Here is a 22,349-nt window from a genome sequence, read left to right on the forward strand (position 1 = left end):
AGGCGGCTTTTTACGCGCTGGTAACACTCATTGCATGCAATGAAATCTCCAGGCAACATGGTGCACTCAGAGTGGATGCAGGCCATCTGGCCCGGGGTCTCACGCGAGCCAGAAGTGGCGCTCCGGGACTCGAACACGTCGAGGAGGGCACCATGCGACCGCTGCTGACTGCAGGCGACACGGAGATCTACCGCATCGAGGAGTCGCGTTCGGCGATGCTCCCCGTCGAGGAGATGTTCGTCGATACCGACCCGCTCCGTCCGCGGATCGCCGCCCTCGGGCCGGACGACTACGACGCGAGCACCGACCGCCTCGTGATGGCGTCGAGCAGCTACGTCGTGCGCTCAGGCGGCTTCGTCGCGGTGGTCGACACGGGGGTCGGGAACGGCAAGCCGCGCATCCGGGACATGTGGAACGGGCTCGCCACGACGTGGCTCGAGCAGCTCGCCGCGATCGTCGACCCTGCTGAGGTCGACGTCGTCGTCAACACGCACCTGCATTGCGATCACGTCGGATGGAACACGGCGGCGGATGCGGCAGGCGGGTGGTCGCCGACGTTCCCCAACGCGCGCTACCTGTTCAACGAGCTTGATCGCGCCTTCATCGCGGGGCCGAGCGCCAGGGTCATGTTCGAGCGCAACGGCGACTTCTGGGCCGACTCGATCGAGCCGGTGTTCCTGGCGGGGCAAGCGGACGTGGTCGAGCTTCCGCATCGGGCGTCGCCGTCCGTCGTGCTGGAGCACGCGCCCGGCGATACTCCGGGGCACATGGTGGTTCGGGTGCTCGACCCGGCGTCGGGTTCGACGGTCGCGATCATCTCCGGGGATGCGCTGCACCACGTCCTGCAGGTCGGCGAGCCCGGTCTGTCGTCGAGCTTCTGCTCCATGAGGGAGGTCGCGGAGTCCACGAGGCGCGCTCTGCTTGAGGAGTGCGCGGCGACTGGTGTGCCGATGCTCGCGGGGCACGTCGCCTCTCACGAGCTGCTCTACGTCGAGTCGGACGGCAAGGGTGGGTTCGCGATCGCCGAACGGCCGAGACTCAGCTGACGTGTCGCCCCGGGGTGTGGCAAACCGCGCGCGGCCTCGACTGCTCGGCGGGTGCCGAGGTCGAGGTCGCGCGCGGCGCATGCTTGCTGCTGGCTACTTGCTGCTGGCTGCTCGCTCCTCCACCCCGCACCATTCGGCGATGAAGAGCGCGATCGACTTCGTGATGCGGCGCACCGATTCGAGGTTCACCCGCTCGTCGTAGCCGTGGATGGCTTCGGAGACGGGGCCGTAGACGAGCGCGGGGGTGTCGGCGTACTGCACGAAGACTCGCCCGTCGAGGTAGCCGGGGGTGACAAACGATTCGAGCTTGGCGCCCCCGAACGCTGCGCTGTGGCTGCGTTCGAGCGCTCGCTCGGCGGCGCCGCCCTCTTCGAGGACGTACCCCTCGGCGTAGAAGCCGGTCTTCGTCGCGGTCGTGACGATGGGGTTGCCGTTGCCGTCTGCGGTGACGCCGTCGAGGGCGTCGGTGATCTCGGCCCACGCCGCGTCTGCGGTGATGCCGGGGTAGAGGGCGACGCGCACGTCGACCTCGCACCAGGCCGGCACGCTGGAGCCCCAGTCGCCGCCCTGGATCTTGCCGACGTTGAAGTTGATGGGGTGGTCGAGGTCCTCGAAGTAGCGGTGCTCGCCCTGCTTGGCGTTCCAGTCTGCCTCGAGCTTCCGGAGCTCGCCGATGACGTAGTAGGCGGCGTCGATGGCGTTGAAGCCGGTCTGCATCTCGCGGGGGTGGGTGGGCTTGCCGTCGACGCGGAGGCGAAGCCAGATGACGCCCGTGTTGGCGCGCACGAGCATGTCCTCCTCGGGCTCTGGGATGAGGACGGCGTCGGCTGTGTAGCCGCGCAGGTGCGCGGAGAGGGAGCCGTTGCCGGTGCATTCCTCCTCGACGACGGACTCGAAGTGGATGCGACCCGTCGGCGCGAGGCCTGCCGCCCGGACGGCGTCGAAGGCGTACAGGTTGGCGACGAGGCCTGCCTTCATGTCGCCGCTGCCGCGGCCGTACAGCCAGCCGTCTCGCACGGTCGCGTCCCACGGGGACCGCGCCCACTGGCTCTCGGGGCCTTCCGGGACGACGTCGATGTGTCCGTTCAGGATGAGCGAGCTTCCGCGTTCCTGGGGCGGGGTGAAGGTGCCGACGACGTTCTCGAGGCCCTCGTAGGAGATCTCGACTGCCCCCGCTCCCGGGTGGGCGGCGAGCTCGACGGGGTCGAGCTCCCAGCGGTCCATGGTGAGGCCGCGTCCGGCCATGGCGCCGTACAGGAGGTCCTGCGCCGACGACTCGTTGGCTCGAAGCGACGGGTGCCGGACGAGCTCCTGCGTGAAGGCGACCTGCTGGTCGAAGGCGGCGTCGACGGCGTCGAGGATGCGCTGTCGCTGCTCGTCGCTGAGGGGACTGGCGGTGGCGGTCGCTGTGGCGGGGGTCGTGACGGGAGTGGCGGCAGGGGTGGCGCTGGAGTCGATGTCGCTGCTGGTCGGTGTGGTCATGCTCTGGTCCTGCTTTCGTTTGGGGGCGCTCGCGGTCGGGCGGGGGCGCTTGTCGTTGTGTGGGGCGCTCGCGGTGGGGCGCACGCGGTCCGTGATCTGGCGGTGTCGGTTACGCGTTGTGGTCGATCTCGACGATGTCGTCGCGGAGGCGCATCCGCTCGCCGAAGGCGCCGCCGATGACGGTGACGAGGCAGATGCCGATGAGGACGAGCACGGCGGGCCAGGATGAGCCGTCACCGACGGTGATGAGTGCGGTCGCGATGAGGGGCAGGAATCCGCTGATGGCGCCGGCGAGGTTGTAGCCGAGTGAGACGCCGCTGTAGCGGAGTCGGGGCGGGAAGAGCTCCGCGAGGAGGGCCCCGGTGACGGCGTACGACAGGGTGATGAGAGCGATGCCGATGCTCACGGCTGCCGTGATGGCGATGGGGCTCTCGGTGTCGATGAGCCAGAAGAGCGGGAAGGCGGCGATGCCGGTGGTGAGCCCGCCGACGACGGTCATGCGGCCGGGGCCGAAGCGTTCGGCGAGGCGGCCAGCGAAGATGGTGACGCCGATCTGGAGGACGGCGGCGATGAGGGTCGCGTTGACCATCACCTGCCGGTCGACTTCGAGCACGTTGGTGCCGTAGGAGACGACGAAGGTGGTCATCATGTAGAACCCTCCGACACCGAGCATGGCTGCTGCGACGGCGACGAGGAGGCGGAGCCCGGACTTGCGGAAGAGTTCGAGGACGGGGACCTTGACCTGTTCGCCGGCCGCGGCGAGCTCCTTGAAGACGGGGGACTCCTCCACCTTGAGGCGGATGTAGAGCGCGATGCCGAGGAGCGGGAACGCGAGGAGGAAGGGGAGGCGCCAACCCCACGCGTCGAAGGTCTCGGGCGGCATCATGAGCACGAGGGCGAAGGCGCCCGAGGAGACGAGGGTGCCGACGGGGGAGCCGATCTGCACGAGGGCGGCGAAGCGTCCGCGCATCTTCTCGGGGGAGTGCTCGATGGCGATGGTGGTCGCGCCGCCCCATTCGCCGCCGACGGCGAAGCCCTGCACGAGGCGGAGGACGGCGAGCATGATGGGGGCTGCGATGCCGACTGCCAGGTAGTCGGGGAGGACGCCGATGAGCCCTGTCGCGCATCCGATCATGACGACGGTGGTGAGGAGGGCGGGGCGGCGGCCGTAGCGGTCGCCGATCCAGCCGAAGACGACGGCGCCGATCGGGCGGGCCGCGAAGCCGACGCCGAAGGTCGCGAAGGCGGCGAGGGTTGCGCCGGCCGGGTCGAGGTCGGTGAAGAAGAGGCGGTTGAAGACGAGGGCCGCGGCGGTGCCGAAGAGGAAGTAGTCGTACCACTCGAGGGCGGTGCCGACGAAGGCGGCGAAGGCGATGCGCCGCGCGTCCTTGAGGCTGACCTTCGGCGCGCTGGCGGGTGCGCCTGTGGGTGGGCCCGAGGCTGCGCCCGAGGCGGGGGTCTGGGTGTTGTGGGACATGGTGGCTCCGATGTTGGGGAAAGGCCTGCATGTGAACGTGCACGTCTGCGGTGACGTCGGTGTTCCTATGCAACCCCGGATCGGCGGGGTTGGGCAATCGCCAGGCCCACTGGATTGCGCGGCTAGGATGGGCAAATGCACAATCTGAGTGGGGTTTTGGCGAATGAATGACGAGTCTGTTTCGCCAGCGTTGCGGCGCGGTATCCGGTCGTGTCTCGCCGACCTCGATGAGATCACGACGCTGTACGTGAGTCAGGTGCGCACGCTGACCGGCTACGTGGAGTCGGTCATCGCGGAGCGCGACGTGCACAGCACGGCGTTCACGACGCTGGGCCTCATGTTCCGCCAGCTGGGCGGGGAGCGGCTCGAGGACGAGCTGCGGGCGCACTCGCGGGCCATCGGCCGGAAGCGGGTTCGGCAGGGAGTGCCGCTCGAGTCGTTGCTCCGGGCGGTGCGCATGGATTTCCGGTTCATCTGGCAGGCGCTCAACGACCGCCTGCCGGGGGAAGCGGATCGCCTTTCCGACGACGTTGTCGCGATCTGGGAGGTTGTGGAAGCGCACACGACGAGCGTGCAATCGGGGTACATGCTCGAGCTTGGGCAGGTGAAGGCGGAGCTCGAGCAGGAGCAGGCGTTCCTGTTGCGCCGTCTGCTGCGGGGTGGGGTCGACGACTCGCAGCTGCACGTGCAGGCGGCGGAGGCGCTCGAGATTCCGCTCACTGGGCCGTACTGGGTTGCCGTCGCACACCAGGATGCGGCGGCCGGGTTCGCCGCGGATGTCCAGGACGTCTTCCCTGCGGCGGTGTGCCTGCGCCTGGATGGTGTCGAGTTCGCGGTGATCGCAGGTACGTCGGGTGTCTCCGGTGTGGCCGGTTCATCGGGTGCGTCGGGTTTGTCGAGTGCGTCCGGTTCGTCGGGTTCGTCCGGGTCGTCCGGGTCGTCGGGTTCGTTGGGCGTCTCGGTGCAGCTGGCGCTCGCGGATCTGCAGGTGGGTGTTTCCCAGTCGGCGGCGACGCTGTCCTCGCTGAGTGAGATGTGGCAGTTGGCGTCCGAGCTGGCTGAGTTCGCTGTTCCGGGGCGGGCTGCCGTGCTCGCGCAGCACTGGCCGAGTCTTGTCGTGCGGAGGCTTGGGCCGGTGGCGTCGAGCCTGGCTGCGGATGCGCTCCGCGATTTCGCGCTCCTGCCTTCATCGGAACGGGATCTTCTGGTGGAAGCCGTCGAGGTGTACATGGCCTCCGGTTCGGCGTCGAAGGCCGCGGGTGTGCTGTTCTGCCACCGGAATACGATCATGAACCGGCTGGCGAAGTTCGCCTCGGTGGCAGGTCTTGACCCGACGGTTCCCGATGATGCGGCCACGATCAAGGTCGTGCTTGCCGCGGCTAGGGGCGCGGAGGACGGCCGACCGTAGGACCGTAGGACCGTAGGACCGTAGGACCGTAGGACCGTAGGACCGTGAGCCGTAGAGCCGTAGAGCCGTAGAGCCGTGAGTCGTGACTCGTGAGCGTCCGCGACCCGTGAGCGCGTGAGATTCCGGGTCCGTGAGCCTGTAAGTGTCCATGAGCGCGTGAGGTCTCGGGTTTGTGGGTCCGCTGGAATCTGGGCTCGGGCTCGGGATCGGGCTCGGGATCGGGATCGTAGGTCCGATGACCCGATGACCCGATGACCCGTTGACCCGTTGACCCGTTGACCCGTTGACCCGTTGACCCGATGGCCCGATGACCCGTTGGGCCGCGGTCTGCGGCACCGTGGGGTTGCACGGATTGCAGGATTGCAGGGTCGCAGGAATTCAAGCTTGAAGGGCTTGAAGGGCTTGAAGGGCTTGAAGGGCTTGAAGGGATTCAAGGCCTTCAGGGTCTTCGGTTGACCTGTGGGCGGGTGGCCGCCGGGTAGTTGGCGGCGCGCGAGTTGGCTGCCCGGGAGTTGGCTGCCGGTGGCGGGTATCCGCGGCGGCGGCTGGCTCTGGGCGGGACGTGCCGCCCGAGCGCGGGTGCGACGTGCCAGCGTCCGTTGCTGCTGCGGGTCAGGGTGAGTCTTTCGCGGTGGACTTCGTGGTGGTGGAAGGAGCACAGCAGGATGCCGTCTTTCGCGTCGGTTGGTCCGCCTTCGCTCCAGGGCAGGGCGTGGTGCACTTCGCACCAGCGGACTGGTGCGCTGCATCCGGGTGCGCGGCATTGTCGGTCGCGGGTTGCGATCGCCCGGCGTTGGGCTGTGGTGAAGAGGCGTTGTTTGCGGCCGAGGTCGAGGATCTCGCCGTTGGTGTCGGTGATCGCGATGCGGATGAGCCCGTCGCACATGATCTGGGCTGCGACTGACGGTGGGACTGGCTCTCCGGTGCGCTCGAGGTGGGGCAGGTCTTCGGGTCGGGTGCCTGTGCCGTCTTGTCCGGCGGTGGTGGTGACGATGATGACCGTTGGGGCCTCGCCGCCGGTGCGGGGCGCGTCGGGTGACTCGGCGTAGGCGCGGAGGATCATCGTGAGCGCGTCGATGCGCTGCTGCTCGATCGACCGCGGGTCAACCAGTGGGACGTCAACGATCTCGTCCTCACCGACGTCGCTGTGGTTGTCACCGTCGCTGCCGTCGGTACAGCCGCGAGCACCGTCAGCATGGTCGTCGCTGTTGTCACCACCGGGAGCATCGTCGTCGCGGTCGTCAGCCCCGCAAGTACCGTCGCTGCGGCCGGCACCGGACGGGAGCTCGTCGGCACCGAGTGCTGGCGCGAGTGGTTCCCCGCACTCGGATGCGGCCGGGAACTCCACGGAACGGCGCGGAGAGAGGAGGGCGTCGAACACCGAGAGCAGCTGCTCGCCCTGCTCGGGCGTCGCGACGAACTTCCCTGACACCGCACCGTCGGCGCGCCGCGTAAACCAGAGGCCGCGCTCTTCGGCGATCTTGTCGGCGCGCGGCTCGTCGCCGTCGGGGTCGAGGTAGGAAACCCAGGTCGCGGCCTGCACCTCGAGCACCTTCGGCACCGTGGGCTGTTCATCTTCCGGATTCAGGCCGCACGCGGACGCGACCAGCTCACCCTCGGCGCGGGCGAGCTCGTCGACGTCCACCCGGTTGCCGGTGCGGTCGAGCCCCTTCGTGATCGCGGCTGCCTGCGCGACTGACACGACCGCCGAACCCACCGCTCGCGCCACTTCCGTGTACTTCGGCGGGATCGACTCACCCGTGATGCTCATCCGCTCCCGCGTCGCCGCCGCGACGTGCAGCAGGGTCTTCGCCTCGAAGGGCTTCACTGCGAGCACCTGTTCGAGCATGGCTGGGAGGTTTCGGAACCCCGATTTCCGAGCGACCGTCTCCGATCTCGGAGACTCGTCTTCGCGTCGCAAGAGTTCACCAGCTACCTCAACGAGCGCGGCGTCCAGCACGCGACGGCGAGCCGCGAGCTCGCGCAGCACAACGACGATCTCCGCGTCCGGAAGGCTTGTCAGCGGGCACCGCGCCTCGAGGAGCGCGTCCACGACAGCCGTCTCCACTGACGACCGCGCCGATGGCTGTCCTGGCTGCGCCGACGACTGTCGACCCGATTCCTGCTCCGCCTGCGATGCCACGATAACCTCCCCCAAGATTGACTCGAGTGTAGCAACTTGGCCCGGTTCAATCAACAGTTGAGCAGGACTTTTTCCTATAAATTAGTCTTTAGTTTCGAATGTACAAATGAAGGTTCTCAACAGGTACGCCCCGGTTTCACCGGCACGCGCTCCATCTCACGTCGCTGGAGGGAGCGCCCGGGCTGCCAGGCAGGCCCGCCTCCCGGCTCAGCAGACCACGTGCCACCGACAGTGGACCCGAGCTTCATCCCAGGCGCGTCTGGCGATAGACAGCCGGCCCGGATTCCTCCCGACTCGCGCCGGACCCTTCCGGCCCCGGACAGGCCCGTACCGAAAGTGCTCGCCCCCGAAGGTGCCTGCCCCGGCAGTGCTCGCCCCCGAAGGTGCCTGCCCCGGCAGTGCTCGCCCCGAAGGCGCCTGCCCCGGCAGGGCTCGCGCCCGAAGGCGCCCGCCCCCGAAGCGCCCGCCTTCGAAGGTGCCTGCCCCGGCAGTGTCAGCTCCGGCAACTACCCCTTGACTCGCGGCAACGCGGCAGCGGCGACGACGTCGCCGCTTTCCCCGCGGATCTCGACGCTCGTGACCTCTTCGCGCAGTGCTGCAGCGTTGACGGCGCAGTTGATCTCGACCTCGGAGCCGAGGAAGGTCCCCGATCCGACGTCGTCTCCGGTTGCATCCACGACGACCACCGAGTAGAACTCGCCGCTCGGCAGGCCGGTGACGGTGAGGAGGGTCTCAGTGCCCCAGGTGTGCGCGACGACGCTGCCGTCGATCTCGACGCCGGCGGGTTCGCCTTGGAAGTCGACGGGTTCGACGGCACCGAGCGTTCCTGGGTCACCGACGGGCGGTGGCGTCTCGGGGCGGGGGAGGAAGAAGCCGCCAACGACGCCGACCAGGAGGCCGACGGCGGCGACTCCGGCGAGCAGGGCGCCGCCGAAGCGCGGGCGACGCAGTGGCGTGACGGGCGCGGCCTGCGCTTCTGTGTCACGGTCACTGCCACGGTCACGCGATTGAGGACCGTCGGCACCACCATCGGCACCACCGTCGGCAGCCCCGAATGCCAGCACGGCGTCACGAAGCTCTTCGCTCGGCGTCGCATCCAGCCACTTGGGATGCTCGGAGAGCTGTCCCGTCAGGGCGCGCAGCTCGGCCAGCTCGGCGTCGATGGTGGGGTCGGAAGTGCGCATCCGCTCGAGCTCGGCGGCTTCGACTGCGCTGAGTTCGCCGACGAGGGCGGCGGCGATGAGCTCGCCGCGGCGGTCTGCGTTGTGGTCAGTCACGAGCTCCTCCAGGTTCGTCGAGGTGGCCGCGGACGGCGCGGAGGCCGTAGAAGACGCGGGTGCGGAGAGTGGCGACGGGCACCCTGCAGCGGGCGGAGAACTCAGCGTAGCTGTACCCGGTCAGGTGGATGGCGATGATCGCTTCCCGCTGCTCGTCCGGCAGGCGGGCGAGCGCTTCCGTGAGGCCGAGCCCGGTGAGCGGGTCCGGGATCTCGGCGGGGAGGTCCGCGGAGGCGGTGGATGCGTCGGAGGCTGCGATGCGGGGGAGCCGGTCGCGGGCTCGCAACGCGTCGGAGATGACGTTGCGCGCGATCGCGAAGAGCCAGGTCCGCTCGCCGCCCTTGGCGGAGTCGAAGCTGTCTCGGGCGCGCCAGGCTCGGAGGAAGGTCTCCTGCACGCAGTCCTCGGCGAGCGGCCGGTCGCGGAGGGCGTTGACGGTGAAGCCGAGGAGCACGCTGCCGTGGTCGCGGAACGCCGAGTGCAGGTCGAACGAGTGGGGCGCATCCGCCATACGGGCGTGTCCTCTCGTCGTCGACCACCGTGCGCGGTCAACAATAACGGCAGTGCTCACGGCTGCTCCCTCCGGCGACTCAACTCGGGTTGGTACAGGGGAGTACCGCCGGATCGGGTCCAGCGTTCAGGGGCTTCCCGAAATCTTCGTCAGAAAAAGTTCGAAGTCCGATGAACGCGGGACGGGTCGCCGCCGTATGCCCCTGTACGACGGCTCCATCGGGGAGCTGCGAAGCAGGAAGGCACCCCTCATGCCCAAGCACACGTTCGCGAAGTCGCTCGCCCTCGGCGCCACAGCTGCCGCCGCCATCGCCCTTGTCGCCGCAGCTCCCGCCACCGCTGAGACGGAGGTCGCCGAGCCGGACTCGTTCACGAGCGCCTACACGGTCATGGCGACTCCGGATGCGGTCATCAACAACGACGGCGACGTGACGCCGGGTGAGCCGGGGGCCATGGGCCAGTTCGATTTCCGCATCAACTCGGACCTGAACATCATCTGCTACGACATCACCCTCACGGGAGTGACGGGCGAGTACGAGAGCCCCGCGAAGACTGCCACGCACATCCACGAGGCTGCCGAGGGCCAGGCCGGTCCGCCGCGCATCGCCTTCCCGAACCCCACCGACAACGGTGACGGCACGCGCACGAGCAGCGGATGCCTCGAGGGTCCGTTCACGACGGGCCTCAACTCGGACGCCGGCACGGACACGGGTGAGGGCTTCACGCTCAAGCAGATCGAGGCGAACCCGGCCGGCTTCACGGGTGACTCGCACACGGCTGACTTCAAGGCCGGTGTCGTCCGCGGCCAGCTCGTGCAGGTTCCGGTCGGCGGCGTCGACACGGGTGCCGGCGGAGCTGCAGCCGCTGGTGGCCTCGACGCGATGACGCTCAGCTTCCTGGGTCTCGGCGGCCTCGCCGTTGCCGGCGTCGCTGGGCTCGCGGTTGCGCGCAAGGCTCGCGCAGCGGGTCAGTGACCAGGAACTCCGCTCGGGTGCCGGGGCGCGTGCTGCGCGTCCCGGTGCTCGTCGTGGCGGCCGCGCTCCTCGTGAGCGGATGCGCGGCCGCCCCGAGCGGGGACGCCTCGCCCTCCGAGGGTGTCCAGTCTTCAACGACTGCGGTCGAGTCCGCTTCGGAGTTCGCTCCGGAATCCGCGCCGGAGGCAACCCCGCCGGCGCAGGTCGAGACCCCGGCGGCACCCCCGGCGGGTGGCGTCGAGGTGCTCCCGGAAGGCGTCGCCCCCACGGCGGTGTCGATTCCGGCGATCGGCGTCGAGGACACGCTCATCGACCTCGGCATCGCCGCCGACGGCAAGATGGAGGTGCCCGTGGACTTCGACGAGATCGGCTGGTTCACGGGTGGCGGCAAGCCTGGCGGTCGCGGGCCGACGGTCATCGCGGCCCACGTGGACGGTCTCGCCGGCCCCGCCGCGTTCTTCCGGCTCGACGAGCTCGCCGCTGGCGACGTGGTGAGCGTGAGCGACGTCGAAGGTGGCGTCACTAGCTATCAGGTCACCGAGGTCGTCACGGTCGAGAAGGCTGAGTTCCCGACGGCGCGCGTCTTCGGCGCGGTGCCGGGCGACGAGCTGCGGCTCATCACGTGCGGCGGCTACTTCGACCGCGACGTGGGGCACTACGACAAGAACGTCGTCGTGTTCGCGACGGCGGTCTAGCGCTCGGCTCGGGTTTCGGCTCGCCGCTTGGCCGGTTGCTCAGGATCCCTCCGTGGCTCGTCGCTTCGGGTGGCCGATTGCCCAGCCTCCGCGTCTCGTCAGTCGCTCCGGCGGGTCCCGTCGCGCCTAGAAGAAGGTGGAGATCGCAGTGGCGATTCCGGTGCTGATGATGACCACCACGCCGCAGATGGCGATGGCTTCTCGTGGCATCGTGCTGCGCTGGTAGGCGTCCCAGAAGCCGTCGGCGGGGGTTGCCTGTCGGTTCTCGACTTCGTGGTCGACGCTCGTATCGGACATATAGCTAGTCTAACTAACTAAACCCCAGTAGCAAGCCAAAAGACGATCTGAGTGAGGGCGGCGCAACCGGAGGTCACGGTCACGCCTCAGCACTCGAAGGCTCGCAATCCCATCTCTCGTCCGCTCCGAATGGATGGCAGGCGCGGCGATGCGCCCGGGTTCCGCGGGCCACTCGAAGGGGTGGGGAGCCCTCCAAGAGTGGCGCGCCTGAGCTCACGTCGGGCAGCCGGAGGTGAGGTCCGTGTCCATGCTTGCCCTTGACTCTCCACGGGAGCTATCCGCTGAATCCCGCGCCAAGACTCGTGGTCGCTCGCAGGCTCTCGCGCAGTTTCGGAGTGTGGCGGACGCCGACGACAGCGATGAGTTCCTCGCCGGGCTCGCCTCGCTCGGTGACGCGCGTGCCTTCGACCTGCTCGTGCTGCGGTACCGGACCCTCATGTACGTTTGCGCGCGACGTCGCCTCGGCTCTGACGCCGAGGCCGACGACGTGGTGCAGGAGTCGCTCGCCGACGCGTGGATCAAGATCTCGACCCTCAAGGATCTGGCCGCCGTGCGGTCCTGGATGCTGCGCATCGTCGCATCCCGGAGCGTCGACATGCTCAGGCGCCGACGCGAGCACGACAGCGTCGAAGACGGCGACTATGCCGCTTCCGACACGCAGTCGCCGACGACTAACGCGCAGCTCGCGCTACTCTCCGCCGCCCTGCACATCGCGCTGTCGCGACTCCCCGAGCAGCAGCGGCGCTGCTGGGTGATGCGCGAGCTGGAGTCGATGAGCTACCAGGACATCGGCGACGAACTCGAGCTGCCCGTAAGCACCGTCCGCGGTTCGATCGCCCGGGCCCGCAAGGCCCTCGCGATCGCCATGGCCGACTGGCGCTGACGCACGTTCGGGGTGCATTCGGCTGTCGCGGCTGCCGGCGCATCCTTGCCTGCGCACCTGATGAGGCTGCCTGCAGGACGCATCGAATGATTGTGGCCCGCGGGGCTGTTCTCTAGGCTCGGGTCCATGAGAGCGACGCGTCTGCTGGCTGTGCTGAGTGCATCCGCCGTGTCGCTCGGCGGGTTCGTGGGGTGCGTGAGCGACGTGACCTATACGCGCAACGGCGTCGAGGTCACGCCGGATGAGGCGCTCGTCGAGTCGGGCTACGCCGACATCGACCCGTGCACGGCGATCTCCGACGAGACGTTGAAGGCGGCGGGGTTCGTGTCGCCGTCCTCAGGGCAGACGCTCTCGCCAGACCCTGACTGCGAGTGGCGCGACGGCATGAAGTCGGCGCCGACGCTGCTGCTGTGGGTGGATGGGCCGACCGAGGCCGACGAGCTCTCGGAACTCATCGAGGTGAGCGGCGTCGAGGTCGAGGTGTTCTTCCAGGCCGGTGCCTCGGGCCGCTACGTCGCCAGGTTCGACGACCTCACGCTGACGCTCAACGCCGACCTCGAGCTGGAGGGCGAGTTCGACGAGAACTCCGACGCCTTCGGCAAGGACATCCTCGCGCGGGGGCTGACCGACGCGATGGAGGCGTACGGGAAGCTCTGAGGCGCCGCTAGGCGGGATCCCGCGCCTTGGCATCGTCAGCCGACCCGTCCAGCCGCTCCCCGACGAGTGCGAGCGCGCGCTGCTGCGTCGCGTTGAGCACCGACTCGGAGTACTCGTCGAAGAGGCCGGCCGCGTCCGACAGGTCGAGGTCTGGCGCATCCGTCCGCAGCGACTCGACGACCTGCGCGAAGGTCGCCACGAATCGCTCGACGAACTCGTCGAATGCTGCCTCGCTCGTCTCTTCACCGAGCCCGTGAAAGTCAGCCGTGATGGCCACGATCTGCGGCACCAGCGCGGGGACGCTGAGCTGCTCGTAGTAGCCGACGAGGTGCGGCATGCCCTCCTCGCCGACGAGGTGCGCGAGCAGCACCGTCTGGTCGCGGTCCATCTGCTCGAGCTCCGGGGAGAGGTGGCCGGCGAGCGTGCCCATGTACGCGGCGAGCTCCGGTGGCAGGTCCGGCGTGGTCGGGAGGTGTCGCAGCTGCGCGATGAGCGCGCGCTGCGCGGTGAGGCGGTCGATCTGGGCCGCGAGCTCGGCGTCGAGACGGTCGAGCACCACTGGCGCCTCGGCGCCGTGCTCGTCGAGGAGTCGCGGCATCTCCTCGAGCGCAATCCCGAGCGCGGAGAGGCGGCGGATGCGCAGCACCCTGATCAGATGATGCACCCCGTACTGCCGGTACCCGTTCGAGGAGCGGGGCGGCTCATCCAGGACCCCGACCTGGTGGTAGTGCCGCAGGGCGCGCACCGTGACCCCGGAGCGACGGGCGAGCTCGCTGCTGTTCACCGCACACCACCCGCGTTCACGCTCGTTGTCTGGGGTTCCAGTGTACGAAGCGGGCGGGCGACGAGGCCGTAGAGGAACGCGCATCCCCAAGCCCCGAGCAGCGCCAGTGCGGCGACGTTGACGCTGGTGTACTCGGTGAGCACGGCCGCGAGCATGATGCCGAGCGACGGGGCCGCCGTGGTGAGGGCATTCTGGGTGCCCATGATGCGGCCGCGCAACTGCTCAGGGATGCGCTCGATCATGAGCACGCCCATGAGGCTGCCGAAGAGGCCGCTCGCGGCGCCCATGACGAAGGCGCCCGCGAACACGACCCAGACCGAGGTGAGGAGGCTGATGAGGCCGATGCCGATGGTCGTGCCGATCATGCCGACCACGAACCAGGCGCGGCGTGGACCGCGCGTGCCGGCGACCACGTACGTGCCGCCGCCGACGAGCATACCGAGGGCGAGCGCGCTGAGCACGAACCCAAGCAGTCCCGGCTGCTCGACCAGCGTGAAGTAGACGGGCAGCACGAGTCCCTGCAAGCCGGCGAGCACGAACACCGACACGAGGCTGAGCGCCGTGGTGGCGATGAGGAATGGGCTACGGAAAAGGGCCCGCCAGCCGGCGCGCAGCTGCGCCCATCCGGTGCCCGTCGGGCTGGATGCGCGCGATCCGTCGTCGGCGACGATCACGCCGACCGCCCGCGGGATGAGGAGGGTGATGAGGGCGGCGAGGAGGGAGGTGGCGGCGGTGATCCACAGCACGGTGGAGCCGTCAAAGAGCACCATGAGGGTGCCGGCCGCGGCGGGGCCGACGAAGATGGCGACCGCGCTGAGGCTCTCGCGCACACCCATGAGGCGTTCGGCGCTGATGCCGCCGTGGCGGACGATGGAGGGGAGGAGCGCTTCGCGGGCGGTCATGCCCGGCACGTCGCCGAGGGATCCGATGATGCCGAAGAGCACGAACCAGCCGAGGTTGAGCCCCGAGGCGAGGTCGATGATCGGGAGCGCGGCGATCGACGCGGCCGAGATGAGGTCGGTGACGACGGATGAGGTGCGCCGGTTGATGCGGTCGATGACGACGCCCATGAAGAGGCCCGCGAGCACCGCCGGGATGGCGGTGGCCGCCGCGACCGTGCCGGCCCCGAGGGCGCTGCCCGTCGTCGAGAGAACGATGAGCGGGAGGGCGATGCCGGCGATCGAGTTGCCGAGCAGGGAGAGGACATGCGACGCGAGGTACGTGACCGGCAGAAAGTTCATGCGGTCAAGCAGAAACTATGACGTTGGGGCGGGGTCAAGTGGGTTCGGGCAGCCGAGTTCGGGGTGCGCTGAAGCGCACCCCGATCAGGTTCTACATGTCGCGGCAGTGGTCGCAGAGGCGCCAGCCGTTGGTGCCCTGTTCACGATTCCAAGACGGAATCTGACTTCCGCTGACGCAATTGTCGAAGACGTGGTGGACGTCGGGGTCGGAAGGGTTTGTGGAGTGGTACGCGGAAACGCGCATGGCGGATCCTTTCTTCTGGAGGAGAGTGCCGATCGACACGCTTTGAAGCTAGATGCAGCCACCGACAATCTGCGCCGTAATCCGCGGGATCAGGGAACGCGTGACCGATGTGTTTGAACGACTGTGACAGCAGGAATCGTGACCGTCATGTACGTTCGGACGGTGGTGAATGAAGAGACAGCGGATGAGATTCGGTCGTTTGTCGCTGAGCGCGACTGGTCGCAGTTCCACACTCCGGAGAATCTCGCGAAGAGCATCTCTATCGAGGCGGCCGAGCTGCTCGAGTGCTATCAGTGGCACGCGGATGCGGATCTTGCTCGGGTGCGAGAAGAACTCGCCGACGTAGTGACGTACTCCTTCATGCTCGCGGATCGCCTCGGACTGGATCTCGACGAGATCGTGCGTGCGAAGCTCGCGAAGACGAGAGAGAAGTACCCGGTCGAGCTTTCGAAGGGGCGGAGCACGAAGTATGACGCGCTTTGAGATCGAGCCCGTCAGCTTTCGCCCGGATTCGGTCCAGCGGTGGTCGGCTGCAGGGGACGAGCGGCGCAGGAACTGGCCCGTGGTCTACGTGCTCGACGGCCCCCGTGGAGCGCGGCGTGGGTCGGTCTATGTCGGCGAGACCATCAGCGCCGAAAGCCGGCTGGCGCAGCATCTCGCGAGCCAGACGAAGACCGGGTTGCGCACAGCGCGGATCATCCTCGACGACACCTTTAACAAGTCGGTCTGCCTCGACCTAGAGTCGCATCTCATCCGCTGGTTCGCCGGTGACGGCGAATACACGGTGTTGAACGGCAACGAGGGCGTCGCCGACTCCGCCTACTACTCGCGCGAGGACTACCGGGAGTCGTTCGAGGAAATCTTCGAGCAACTGCGGGCCGACGGCCTCTTCGAGCAGACGATTCCGGAGATTGAGAACAGCGACCTCTTCAAGCTGTCCCCGTTCAAGGCGCTCTCCCGTGATCAGACGATCGCGGCCGACCAGATCTTGAAGGGGCTGTTCGAAGACCTCGAGCTCAAACGTGATGTGAGGTCGATGAGCGTCGTTGAGGGGAGTCCTGGCACAGGAAAGACCATCGTGGCGATCTATCTGCTCAAGCTCCTCGCGGAGATCCGCGACTGGGACGAGAACGAACCTCGGGAATCGAACACCCTCTTCGCGGACTTCTTCGTGCGGGAGAACAAGAAGGTCCTTAAGGGCAAGCGGATGGGGCTGGTCGTGCCGCAGCAGTCGCTTCGACGCTCGATCAGGAACGTCTTCAAGAAAACTCCGAACCTCCATCCGAGCATGGTGCTCTCACCGTTCGACCTCGGGAAGGTCCAGGAGCCGTTCGACATTCTGTTCGTGGATGAGACGCATCGGCTGAATCAGCGAGCGAACCAAGCATCCGGCGTTCTGAACAAAAAGTTCGGCGAGATCAACAAGAGGCTCTTCAACGCAGATAGCCCTAGGTACACGCAACTTGATTGGGTTCGGGAGCTATCACGGCACAGCATCTGCATGCTCGACGTGAATCAGTCGGTGCGTCCCGCCGATTTGCCCCGAGAGGTGATGCTCGGTCTCTTGGACGAGGTGCGGCGGGACGATCGCCATTACCCGCTGATGACGCAGATGCGCGTCAAGGCCGGGACTGACTACATCGGCTTCGTGCAGCGGCTGCTCCGAGGGGAGAAGGGGCTCACACTTCCGGATCTCGGTGAGTACGACCTGCGGTTCTTCGACGATGTGGGGGAGATGCGCGCGGCGATCCGCGAACGCGATGCGGAGGTTGGGCTCTCCCGCCTGGTGGCCGGATACGCGTGGGACTGGGTCTCGAAAGGCAAGACGGACGTCTACGACATCGAGCTCGACGGTGAGCGGATGCGCTGGAACAGTACCGACAAGGACTGGATCAACTCACCGAACTCGCTGGAGGAGGTCGGGTCGATCCACACGGTGCAGGGCTACGACCTGAACTACGGGGGCGTCATCATCGGGCCCGACCTGAGGGTTGACCCTATGACTGGCGAAATCCGGGCTGACAAGGCTGCATACCGCGACAAGAAAGGCAAGGAAGCCAACAAAGTCCTCGGCAAGACCTACGGCGACGCGGAGCTGCTGGAGTACATCCGCAATATCTACTCGGTGCTGATGACCCGCGGGATGCGGGGGACGTACATCTACGAGTGTGACCCCGCCCTCCGAGCACGAATAGCTTTCTCGCTCACCGGGTCTGGGAGATTCTGAGCCGCGCGATGCGTGGGTAGGCCGGAAGAGTGCTTACTTCGGTCGGTTGGGTCCTGATTCCCACTACAGTTCTCAGGTACCCGCGCGAGCCCCACCCCCTTCTTCGGCTCGCCCGAGCAGAGGATCTCTCTTGACGCAGACGCCCCCGCGCACACAGCGGCCCGCATCCCAGACCACGCTCACCCGCAAGCTCGGCGTGCCCGGAATCGTGTTCATGGTGATCGCGGCCGCCGCGCCCATCACCGTGGTCGCCGCGAACTTCCCGATCATCTTCGGTGTCTCCGGCTCCGTCGGCGCACCGCTCATGGTGCTCGTCGCGACCGCGATCCTGCTCCTGTTCTCTGTCGGCTACGCGTGGATGACCCCGCACGTGCCCGACGCTGGCGCCTTCTACTCGTACGTCGACCGCGGACTCGGACGACGCCTGGGGCTCGGTACCGCATCCATCGCTCTCCTCTCGTACGTGCTGCTCACCGTCTCGATGACCTGCTACCTCGGCGTGCAGGCGGGCAACCTGCTCGAGCTGTGGACCGGGATGCAGGTGCCCTGGTGGCTCATCTCGGGCCTCATGATCGCGATCGTCGGGTTCCTCGGCTACCGCAACATCGACCTCTCCGCGAAGGTACTCGGCGTCGTCCTAGTACTCGAGGTCGTCGCCGTCGTCGTCATCGACGTGGGCGTGCTCGCATCCGGGCGGGAGCTCACGACGCTGCCGTTCAGCATCAGCGAAGCCGTCTCCGGCACCCCGGGCCTCGGCCTGCTGTTCGCGTTCCTCGGCTTCTTCGGATTCGAGGCCACGGCTGTGTTTCGCAACGAGGCCCGCGACCCTGAGCGCACCGTTCCCCGCGCCACCTACATCGCCGTGATCGCCGTCGGCGCGCTCTACTTCGTCTCGTCCTGGCTCGTCATCGCGGGCCTCGGCGCCGACAACGCGGTCGCCCTCTCGAACGAGGACCCGGCCGGCGTCGTTGTCGGCCTCGCGGGCGAGGTGGTCGCGCCGATCATGGCCGACATCGTGCAGGTCCTCGTCGTGACGAGCATGTTCGCGTGCATGCTCGCGTTCCACAACATCGTCACCCGCTACCTGTTCACGTTGGGGGAGCGCGACGTGCTGCCGCGCACCCTCGCCGCCGTGCACCCGAAGCACTCGGCCCCGTCGCGCGCATCCCTGTGGGTGACGATCATCACCGCCCTCGTGGTCGTCGTCTCCGCGCTCGCCCAGCTCGACCCCGTGCTGCAGATCTACACCTGGTACTCCGGTGCAGGCGCGGTGGGCGTCATCGTCATGATGACTCTCGCGAGCTTCGCCGTCGTCGCCTTCCGCGCGCGGCTGAAGCGGGATGCCGCCGAGGGAACAGCCTCGTCGTGGGTCACCGTCGCATCGCTGGCCGGCGGCATCGGGCTCGTCCTGGTGCTGATCATCGCGATCTGGAACTTCCCGTTCCTCGTCGGCGGCATCGTCGCCGCGATCATCTGGGGCGCCGTGCTCGCCGGGTTCTTCGCCATCGGGATGCTGCTGCCGGCTCGGGTCGCGGCAAAGGAACGGGTCGCCGCGAAGGAACGGGTCGAGGAGAACGCGTGAACGCGGTCTAACCCGGTGCGATTCCCCGGGGAGTACTGAGGGGGCCGATCTGGCCTATCATTCAGGAAATTCCCAGCAAGAGAACGCGAGCCCCCGATGTCGATGCAGCAACCGGCCCCTCACTACGGTCACCCGAACCAGCCGCAGCAGCAGTTCTTCGTACCGGCGCCGGTTCAGCCGCGCACCACGAGCGCGATCTCCTGGACTGCGCTTGGATTCGGCATCGCGGGAATGCTGGCAGCGATCATTCCAGGGGTGTCCTTCTTCGCCTGGATCTTCACCTTGGTTGCGCTCGTCCTCGCGATCATCGGGCTCGCTCAGAAGCACCGCGCGAAGGCAGTCGCCGGTGTTTCGCTGGGGCTCTCGACGGTCGCCTTCGTCACCGCCGTCATCGTATCCATTGCGACGCTGGGGAGCGCAGGCGTCGAGAATGACGAGATCGTCGCGGAACCGGAGATCGTCGCAGAATCCGCAGCCCCCGCCGCATCCGTCGAAGAACCGGAAACTACTCCAGAGGCGCAGCCCGAGGTGTTGGCTCCGGTCGGTATCGGACAGACCGTGACCGGTCATTACGGCGTCACGTTCACCGTCGACGCTGTGACGTGCGGCATGACGTCGTACTCATATGCCAGCGGATACTTGGAAGAGACCGCGCTCGGTCAGTTCTGCGAGATTCGATTCACCACGTTCAACGGCAGCACGTCGCCGTTCGATTTCTACTCCGACAGTGTCTCCGGCACCATCGGGGACGCGTACTACGAGGCTGAGTCATCGCTCAGCACGGTCGGTGAGGACTCCTGGTTCAGCACCGTGAACCCCGGTCTGACTGTCAGCGGCGTCACCGTCATCGACATCCCCGTCGGCGCGCAGCTCGAAACCGTGCACCTGCAGACCAACTACTTCAACGGACAGGACATCGTCGTCCAGCTGGTCTGAGCGAGCTCGTCGGAGGTTCAAGAGGAACTCACCGTATGACGCTCACCCCGGCTCAGCTCGACCGCTCCCGCGGTGCCGTGTTCGCATCCGCTGTCGGCGCTGCCCTCGGCTCCCCGTACGAGAAGCCTGTCAGAGCGCAGCCTCGAGCAGAGGCATCGGGTCCGGGAGTGCTGCGGAACAGGAGTAGAACTGGCCCTAGTCGATGGATTCCTCGAGGACTTGGCGTGGGGCGACTCAGTCGGAACCCAGCGCTCGAGTCAGAGCTGTGCTGCAAGGTCTGCCTTTTTGACCACAGATCGACCGCACCCTCTGGGCGGGGGACAGTCGTGCTTGACGACACCGTGCTGCGGCTGAACCTCAGGAGCGCGATCATCTTCTAGACAGATGTCTAGAAAAGCCCTAACGTCAGATCGTGAGCAGCGAAGCCACCGACATCGCGGTCGTCCGCGAGAACCTCAAGACCTCCGGTGATCCGCGCGCTGAGCGCACCCGTCAGGGGCTCTTCGACGCGGCCGCGCGTCTCTGCGCCGACAACCGCGAGGTCTCCGTCTCGGCGATCACGCGCGAGCTCGGTGTCAGTCGCTCCGTCTTCTACACGCACTTCGCCGACGTCAGCGACCTCGCGCTTCGGATGCAGGAGCCGCTCTTCGTGGACATCGCAGCAACGGCGAACATCGCGCGCACCACCGACCCCCACGCCGCGATGCTCGACTCCCAGCGCCGCCTCGTCGGGCACTTCGCGCAGCACCGCGCGCTCTACAGAGCCGCACTCCGCCTTCCTGGCGCTTCGGCAACGCACCGCATCCAGGAGGCGATGGAGCCCCCGATCGCCGCCCACATCAGCGACGTGGGCGCCCCGCGCGGCGTCCGCGCGAACATCGCCTCGCGCTACATCGCCAGCGCCGCCGCCCACCTGCTCGCGGCCTGGATCCTCGACGAGATCGAGGCCGACGAGGAGACGATCGCCAACCATCTCTACGCGCTCATGCCGCCATGGATGCATGAGCCCACGAACCACCGTCAACGCTGACGGCCTCCAAAGAAAGGCACCCTCATGAAAGCATCCATCGTCCGCGGCTACGGACAACCCTTCGAGATCGCCGACATCGACATCGCCACCCCGATCGGGCGCGAGGTGCTCGTCGACGTCCGCGCCTCGGGGCTCTGCCACTCCGACGAGCTCGCGGCCACGCATCCACTCGGCTACGAGCCGCCCATGGTGCTCGGCCACGAAGTCGCCGGCGTCGTCATCGGGGTCGGCCCTGACGTCTCCGAGGTGAAGATCGGCGACCACATCGTCGGCTGCCTCGTGCAGTACTGCGGCACCTGCAAGCGCTGCCTTGCCGGCAAGGTCACCCTCTGCTCCAACCCGAGCTACACGGAACGCAGCGTCGACCAGCCGCCCCGCCTCTCGGAGAACGGGCAGCCGGTCGCACAGGGCATGGCGCTCGGTGGGTTCGCGCAGCAGATCCTCGTGCACGAGAACCAGGTCGCCGTCGTCCCGAACGAGATCCCCTGGCCGCAGGCGGCCCTCCTCGGCTGCGGCGTCGTCACCGGAGCCGGCGCAGTCCTCAACACCGCCAACGTGCAGCCCAGCGACGCCGTCGTCATCATCGGAACGGGCGGCGTCGGACTCAACGCCCTCAACGGAGCCATCACCGCCGGCGCCGCGACCATCATCGCCATCGACATCGCCGACGAGAAGCTCGAACGGGCCAAGAAATTCGGCGCGACCCACGTCATCAACTCAGCCAAGGAAGACCCCGTCGCCGCGGTCCTGCGCATCACGGGGGTCGGCGCCGACTCGGTCTTCGACTTCGTCGGGCTCGGCCCCGTCACCCAACAGGCGCTGCAGATGGTGGCCCCGGGCGGAGGTCTCTACCTCATCGGCGTGCTCGACCCCACCGCCACGCTCACCGTCTCACCGGTCGAGCTGCTCTCGATGAAACGTCGAGTCGAAGGCGTCTACATGGGCGGCACAAGCGCGAAGCGCGACATCCCTCTCTACGCGAACCTCTACCTGCAGGGACGGTTCGAACTCGACGCCCTGGTCTCCAGCGAGATCTCACTCGCCGACGTGCAGGACGGATACGCGTCGCTCAAGAATCCAGAGATCGCGCGCGTCGTCGTCACCGACCTGAGCTGACCGCCCGGCAAGCCACAAGCAGCCGACAACAACCTCTCCCACGTCAGGGGCCGAGCACTTCGCTCGGCCCCTGAAGTGCTCTTCTGAGCGCGCATGTGGCGACTTCGTGAAGACCTCCACCGGGTTCCACCCCGCCGGTGGCGCCAGCGTGCACGCGGTCGAATTCATGAAGAGCACGGTCGGCGACCGGCTCGAGGTCAAGGCCTCCGGGGGTGTCAGGACGCGGGCTGAAGCGGATGCCTTCATCGCGGCGGGAGCGACCCGTTTCGGCGTCTCGGGCAGCCGAGCGCTGCTGAACGACGACGCGGAGCCCGCGGCGCCCGCCGGCTACTAGCGTCCC

The 22,349-nt window shown here is 67.6% G+C and carries 20 protein-coding genes and 1 pseudogene; 13 read left to right on the forward strand and 8 right to left on the reverse strand.

Annotation, left to right across the window (positions count from 1 at the left end; translation table 11 throughout):
• Positions 1-152: 152 nt before the first annotated feature.
• The gene (locus ITJ67_RS14805) at positions 153-1,046 is read left to right on the forward strand and encodes an MBL fold metallo-hydrolase (RefSeq protein ID WP_194678140.1); all 894 of its coding nucleotides are present in this window, start codon (positions 153-155) and stop codon (positions 1,044-1,046) included.
• 93 nt (positions 1,047-1,139) lie between these two features.
• Here the strand turns inward: ITJ67_RS14805 and ITJ67_RS14810 are convergent, their stop codons facing one another.
• Together ITJ67_RS14810 and ITJ67_RS14815 are read right to left on the reverse strand one after the other, a co-directional pair.
• Positions 1,140-2,528, reverse strand: a complete 1,389-nt coding sequence (locus ITJ67_RS14810; protein ID WP_194678141.1) for an ArgE/DapE family deacylase — start codon at positions 2,526-2,528, stop codon at positions 1,140-1,142.
• A gap of 109 nt (positions 2,529-2,637) precedes the next feature.
• Complete coding sequence (locus ITJ67_RS14815) at positions 2,638-4,005, reverse strand: MFS transporter (RefSeq protein ID WP_194678142.1); 1,368 nt, start codon at positions 4,003-4,005, stop codon at positions 2,638-2,640.
• A 163-nt stretch (positions 4,006-4,168) separates the two neighbouring features.
• Between ITJ67_RS14815 and ITJ67_RS14820 the strand changes: the two genes are divergently transcribed.
• The gene (locus ITJ67_RS14820; protein WP_194678143.1) at positions 4,169-5,413 is read left to right on the forward strand and encodes a helix-turn-helix domain-containing protein; all 1,245 of its coding nucleotides are present in this window, start codon (positions 4,169-4,171) and stop codon (positions 5,411-5,413) included.
• A 439-nt stretch (positions 5,414-5,852) separates the two neighbouring features.
• Here the strand turns inward: ITJ67_RS14820 and ITJ67_RS14825 are convergent, their stop codons facing one another.
• The 3 genes from ITJ67_RS14825 to ITJ67_RS14835 form a co-directional block, all read right to left on the reverse strand.
• Positions 5,853-7,556 (reverse strand): HNH endonuclease signature motif containing protein, encoded by a 1,704-nt coding sequence (locus ITJ67_RS14825; RefSeq protein ID WP_194678144.1) that lies wholly within the window; start codon positions 7,554-7,556, stop codon positions 5,853-5,855.
• A 506-nt stretch (positions 7,557-8,062) separates the two neighbouring features.
• Entirely contained in the window at positions 8,063-8,833 is a 771-nt protein-coding gene (locus ITJ67_RS14830) for a hypothetical protein (RefSeq protein ID WP_194678145.1), read from the reverse strand.
• Positions 8,826-9,344 carry an RNA polymerase sigma factor gene (locus ITJ67_RS14835; protein WP_194678146.1) on the reverse strand — a complete coding sequence of 173 codons (519 nt, stop codon included), beginning with the start codon at positions 9,342-9,344 and terminating at the stop codon, positions 8,826-8,828. The genes ITJ67_RS14830 and ITJ67_RS14835 overlap by 8 nt, the downstream gene beginning before the upstream one ends.
• 250 nt (positions 9,345-9,594) lie before the next feature.
• Between ITJ67_RS14835 and ITJ67_RS14840 the strand changes: the two genes are divergently transcribed.
• Entirely contained in the window at positions 9,595-10,317 is a 723-nt protein-coding gene (locus ITJ67_RS14840) for a CHRD domain-containing protein (protein WP_194678147.1), read from the forward strand.
• Positions 10,314-11,012 carry a class F sortase gene (locus ITJ67_RS14845; RefSeq protein WP_323741476.1) on the forward strand — a complete coding sequence of 233 codons (699 nt, stop codon included), beginning with the start codon at positions 10,314-10,316 and terminating at the stop codon, positions 11,010-11,012. Before ITJ67_RS14840 ends, ITJ67_RS14845 begins: the two co-directional genes overlap by 4 nt.
• 126 nt (positions 11,013-11,138) lie before the next feature.
• Here the strand turns inward: ITJ67_RS14845 and ITJ67_RS14850 are convergent, their stop codons facing one another.
• Positions 11,139-11,309, reverse strand: coding sequence for a hypothetical protein (locus ITJ67_RS14850; protein WP_160074469.1), 171 nt, complete (start codon positions 11,307-11,309; stop codon positions 11,139-11,141).
• Between the two features lie 337 nt (positions 11,310-11,646).
• Between ITJ67_RS14850 and ITJ67_RS14855 the strand changes: the two genes are divergently transcribed.
• Together ITJ67_RS14855 and ITJ67_RS14860 are read left to right on the forward strand one after the other, a co-directional pair.
• Positions 11,647-12,192, forward strand: coding sequence for an RNA polymerase sigma factor (locus tag ITJ67_RS14855; protein ID WP_194678148.1), 546 nt, complete (start codon positions 11,647-11,649; stop codon positions 12,190-12,192).
• Between the two features lie 126 nt (positions 12,193-12,318).
• Positions 12,319-12,849: a hypothetical protein gene (locus ITJ67_RS14860; protein WP_160074465.1), complete on the forward strand. Its 531-nt coding sequence runs from the start codon at positions 12,319-12,321 to the stop codon at positions 12,847-12,849.
• Positions 12,850-12,856: 7 nt separating this feature from the next.
• On the opposite strand, the gene ITJ67_RS14865 is transcribed toward ITJ67_RS14860, so the two are convergent.
• Positions 12,857-13,633, reverse strand: coding sequence for a MerR family transcriptional regulator (locus ITJ67_RS14865; RefSeq protein WP_194678149.1), 777 nt, complete (start codon positions 13,631-13,633; stop codon positions 12,857-12,859).
• Positions 13,630-14,874 (reverse strand): MFS transporter, encoded by a 1,245-nt coding sequence (locus ITJ67_RS14870; protein ID WP_194678150.1) that lies wholly within the window; start codon positions 14,872-14,874, stop codon positions 13,630-13,632. Before ITJ67_RS14870 ends, ITJ67_RS14865 begins: the two co-directional genes overlap by 4 nt.
• A 406-nt stretch (positions 14,875-15,280) precedes the next feature.
• On the opposite strand from ITJ67_RS14870, the gene ITJ67_RS14875 reads away from it, so the two are divergent.
• From ITJ67_RS14875 to ITJ67_RS14905, 7 genes and pseudogenes are all read left to right on the forward strand, one after another.
• On the forward strand, positions 15,281-15,601 hold the full coding sequence (locus ITJ67_RS14875) for a nucleotide pyrophosphohydrolase (RefSeq protein ID WP_323741477.1): 321 nt from the start codon (positions 15,281-15,283) through the stop codon (positions 15,599-15,601).
• A 79-nt stretch (positions 15,602-15,680) separates the two neighbouring features.
• Positions 15,681-17,345: a DNA/RNA helicase domain-containing protein gene (locus ITJ67_RS14880; protein ID WP_323741478.1), complete on the forward strand. Its 1,665-nt coding sequence runs from the start codon at positions 15,681-15,683 to the stop codon at positions 17,343-17,345.
• A gap of 130 nt (positions 17,346-17,475) precedes the next feature.
• The gene (locus ITJ67_RS14885; protein WP_228502991.1) at positions 17,476-18,927 is read left to right on the forward strand and encodes an APC family permease; all 1,452 of its coding nucleotides are present in this window, start codon (positions 17,476-17,478) and stop codon (positions 18,925-18,927) included.
• A gap of 96 nt (positions 18,928-19,023) precedes the next feature.
• Positions 19,024-19,863 (forward strand): DUF4352 domain-containing protein, encoded by an 840-nt coding sequence (locus ITJ67_RS14890; RefSeq protein WP_194678152.1) that lies wholly within the window; start codon positions 19,024-19,026, stop codon positions 19,861-19,863.
• Positions 19,864-20,275: 412 nt separating this feature from the next.
• Positions 20,276-20,893 carry a TetR/AcrR family transcriptional regulator gene (locus tag ITJ67_RS14895; protein WP_194678153.1) on the forward strand — a complete coding sequence of 206 codons (618 nt, stop codon included), beginning with the start codon at positions 20,276-20,278 and terminating at the stop codon, positions 20,891-20,893.
• A 24-nt stretch (positions 20,894-20,917) separates the two neighbouring features.
• Positions 20,918-22,009 (forward strand): zinc-binding dehydrogenase, encoded by a 1,092-nt coding sequence (locus tag ITJ67_RS14900; RefSeq protein ID WP_194678154.1) that lies wholly within the window; start codon positions 20,918-20,920, stop codon positions 22,007-22,009.
• Between the two features lie 79 nt (positions 22,010-22,088).
• A pseudogene (locus ITJ67_RS14905) lies at positions 22,089-22,343 on the forward strand (2-deoxyribose-5-phosphate aldolase); the annotation flags it as partial.
• Positions 22,344-22,349: the final 6 nt, after the last annotated feature.

Origin of the sequence: Pseudoclavibacter sp. VKM Ac-2867 (genome assembly GCF_015351275.1) — a bacterium.
Classification (GTDB): Bacteria; Actinomycetota; Actinomycetes; order Actinomycetales; family Microbacteriaceae; genus Pseudoclavibacter.